The 3,313-nt window shown below is 55.5% G+C and carries 5 protein-coding genes; 3 read left to right on the top strand and 2 right to left on the bottom strand.

Going from position 1 to position 3,313, the window contains the following annotated elements; translation table 11 throughout:
* Nucleotides 1–34: 34 nt before the first annotated feature.
* Nucleotides 35–193, bottom strand: coding sequence for a hypothetical protein (locus tag HY868_21825; protein ID MBI5304789.1), 159 nt, complete (start codon nt 191–193; stop codon nt 35–37).
* Between the two features lie 115 nt (nt 194–308).
* Between HY868_21825 and HY868_21820 the strand changes: the two genes are divergently transcribed.
* From HY868_21820 to HY868_21810, 3 genes are read left to right on the top strand one after another with little or no spacing between them, the layout of a single operon-like run.
* Nucleotides 309–665 (top strand): nucleotidyltransferase domain-containing protein, encoded by a 357-nt coding sequence (locus tag HY868_21820; GenBank protein ID MBI5304788.1) that lies wholly within the window; start codon nt 309–311, stop codon nt 663–665.
* Nucleotides 649–837 (top strand): HEPN domain-containing protein, encoded by a 189-nt coding sequence (locus HY868_21815; protein ID MBI5304787.1) that lies wholly within the window; start codon nt 649–651, stop codon nt 835–837. Before HY868_21820 ends, HY868_21815 begins: the two co-directional genes overlap by 17 nt.
* Nucleotides 768–1,025 (top strand): HEPN domain-containing protein, encoded by a 258-nt coding sequence (locus tag HY868_21810; GenBank protein MBI5304786.1) that lies wholly within the window; start codon nt 768–770, stop codon nt 1,023–1,025. The genes HY868_21815 and HY868_21810 overlap by 70 nt, the downstream gene beginning before the upstream one ends.
* 38 nt (nt 1,026–1,063) lie before the next feature.
* Here HY868_21810 and HY868_21805 read toward each other — a convergent pair whose 3' ends face one another.
* On the bottom strand, nt 1,064–2,890 hold the full coding sequence (locus tag HY868_21805) for an ABC transporter ATP-binding protein (GenBank protein ID MBI5304785.1): 1,827 nt from the start codon (nt 2,888–2,890) through the stop codon (nt 1,064–1,066).
* Between the last annotated feature and the right edge of the window lie 423 nt (nt 2,891–3,313).

Below are 3,313 nucleotides of genomic sequence, written 5' to 3'. Positions count from 1 at the left end.
TCGCTTTGTCATCCTGAGCGAAGCGAAGGATCGCTCAAGCAACTGGCGAGATTCTTCGTCGCTTGTTTGAATTCACTTGGTTGCGTGTTTTCAAGAGCCGCTCCTCAGAATGACAAAAAGTGAGTTTTGCGGTATTGCGAAAAAACCATCCTCCGCCCTTTTCAACATGCTCTTCAATCGTCTCTTCAGCCATTCGCTTCTCCTTCATGTATCACACCTCACGCATCCCTCATCACCTGCTCGCCGCGCCGTTCTCACCATTTTCTCGCGCACGTTGTTCTATGCTATAATATCGCCGAGGGAAAACGATGAGAAGCAAGCGTGTTCATCCAAACGGTGATCGCCGTCGCGTGCCAGTGCGCCAAGTTCGCGCCGTCGTCAAACAAATCGCCGCGCTATTCAATCCCGAAAAAATTATCCTGTTCGGTTCGTACGCCTACGGCAAGCCGAAACCAGAGAGCGATGTAGATTTGCTCGTCGTGATGGACACGTCACTGCGTAACAGCGTCCAAGCCGCGCAAATCGTGCGCGCGTTGGACTATCACTTTGGGATGGACTTAATTGTTCGTCGCCCTCAACAAATCGCTGAACGCATCGCTCTGGGTGATTCCTTCTTGCGCGAAATCACCGAAAAAGGCAAGGTGGTTTATGCACACGCTAACTAGCGAATGGATTGCTAAAGCCGAAGCCGATTGGCGCGTTGCCAGTCGGGAAATGCGTGTTCAGCGCGGCGCAAGCTACGACGCGGTGTGTTTCCATTGCCAACAATGCGCCGAAAATATCTCAAGGCATTTCTGCAAGAGCAAGGACATCCGATTCCAAAAATTCACGATCTAAATCAGTTGCTCGAATATTGCCTTGCATACGACGGCACATTTGAAATGCACCGCGATTTGCTCAAAGACCTCACGCGGTTTGCCTTCGAGTTTCGTTATCCCGGCGAATCCGCCACGAAGGAAGATGCACCCACTGCATTACGCGAACTCAAAACTTTTCGTGCGTTCGTGCGTGCAAAATTCGAGTAATCCTTTCTCCTTCACGCATCACGCCCCGCGCCTCACACTCATTCTCCATTCGCCATCCCCGCCGACTCGCGAATTTTGAATTTCGAATTTGGAATTTCGACCTCGCTCCCATCCAGAAACATCATCTCGCGCGCAAACTGTTCTTGATCGCGCAGTTGCAAATCGTAAATCTGTTTGTACAACCCGCCCTGCTCCAACAATTCCGTGTGCCTGCCGCGCTGAACGATCCGCCCGCCATCGAGCACGAAAATCTGATCCGCGCGCTTGACCGTCGAGAGCCGTTGCGCGATGACGAACGTCGTGCGGTTCTTCATCAACTCGGACAACGCCTGCTGAATGAGGTACTCGGTCTGCGTGTCCACCGACGAAGTCGAATCGTCGAGAATCAGGACACGCGGATTCATCAGCAACGCGCGCGCAATCGCGATGCGCTGGCGTTGCCCGCCCGACAGCGTGACGCCGCGCTCGCCCACAATCGTCTCGTACCCCTTCGCAAACCCGGTGATGAAATCGTGTGCGCGCGCCGCCTGCGCCGCCGCGATCACGTCGTCCTCGCTCGCGTCGAGTCGCCCGTACGCAATGTTATCGCGAATCGAAGACGAGAACAACAACGACGTTTGCAGAACGATGCCGATCTGCGAACGGAGCGATTTCAATTCCAGCGTCTTGATATCGAGACCATCCACGCGAACAGCACCGCTCGTCGCATCGTAGAAACGCGGGATCAGATTGACGAGCGTCGTCTTGCCGCTGCCCGTCGGACCGATCAACGCGATGATCTGATTCGGTTGCGCCTCGAACGACACGTCGGTGAGTGCGTCGCGCGTGCCGCGATACGAGAACGTCACCGCGTCGAACGTCACGCGACCGGTGAGTGTTGGCGCGGCAATCGCGTTCGCCGGCGATTTGATCTCCTCGTCCACGTCGAGCACTTCAAACAAACGTTGCCCGCCCGCAATCGCTTCGCCCGCCGAGTTGACGACAAATCCCAGGTCTTGCACGGGGAGCGCGAGGAGCACCAGGTAAGCGTTGAACGCGACGAGTTCGCCAATCGTCAACTCGCCGGCGATGACCATTTGTCCGCCGAACCACAAAATCAGCGCGGTCGGGAACATGATCAGGATCATCATCGTGGGCATGTAAAAGCCCCAGGTGCTCATCAAGTGAACCTGGGCATCGTACCACCGCTGATTCGCCTTACTGAATTTGTGCTTCTCGAATTCTTCACGCGCGAAGGCGCGCACGACCTGTGCGCCGGTCAAGTTTTCTTGCAACGTAGATGAAAGCTCGCCGACCGATTGATCCACGCGCAAAAACATCGGTCCCACCATGCGACCGAGGTGAACGGTAACGAATGTCAAAATCAAAATCGGCGTGAGTCCAATCAGCGTCAACGTCACACTGCTTTGAACTAACAGAATGAGAATGCCGGCGAGAAGCAGGAGAATGTGCACCAGTTCGACCGCGCCCTGTCCGACAAAACGCGACAGCGAACTAATGTCCTCGGTGCACCGGCTCATCAGTTGCCCGGTTTGCGCCGAGTCGTGATAACTGAACGAGAGCCGCTGAATCTTGTCGTACATCGCGTTGCGAAAATCATAGCCGGTGCGATTGATCAGCCACTCGGCGGTGTAGCGGCGCGCAAAACTCAACAGCGCGCGCAGAAACCCCACGCCGACAATCAGCCATGCAACTTGAACGAGCGCGTCGGGATTGTTCTGCGCCAACCCTTCATCAATCGCGCGGCGAATCAACGACGGCGCGACGAGCGAGGTCGCGGTGACGCCCAAGACGAGCAGGACTAGCCCGGCAAGTTGCCAACGGTACCGATTGAGTGATTTGAGCAGACGAAAGAGGATACGCATGGTTGACCCAGGTCGCGGTGAATTATCCGCAACGCGGTCAACAATTTTAGCACAAGATGCGTTTTAAGAAAAGTGTGGCGCGAGTCGGGTGTGCGTCAAATTTTTGGACACTCAACCTTGCGAAGGTTTTGACGACAAATCAAATATGATTGCCGTTCAACCTTCGCAAGGTTCTTTCACCACCCAAAAACTTGACGCACACCCGCGAGTCAAACCTCCACCCCAGCCCTCCCCCGTTCGGCACCCTCTCCACCTCCCCCCGCTTTCGCAGGGGGAGAGCCGAACGGGGAGGGCTGGGGTGGGGATCCACTACCTTTTCAAATGCTTGTCGAAAAAATCCGCGAGCGTCTTGGACAACTCGGCGCGCGTCGGGTTGATCGCACCGCCGGTTGGTGCGAAACCGTGACCGCCATTTTTAACGAT

The sequence above is a fragment of the Chloroflexota bacterium genome (assembly GCA_016219275.1).
Taxonomy (GTDB): Bacteria; Chloroflexota; Anaerolineae; order UBA4142; family UBA4142; genus JACRBM01.
This window is presented reverse-complemented; position numbering and strand designations above follow the sequence as displayed.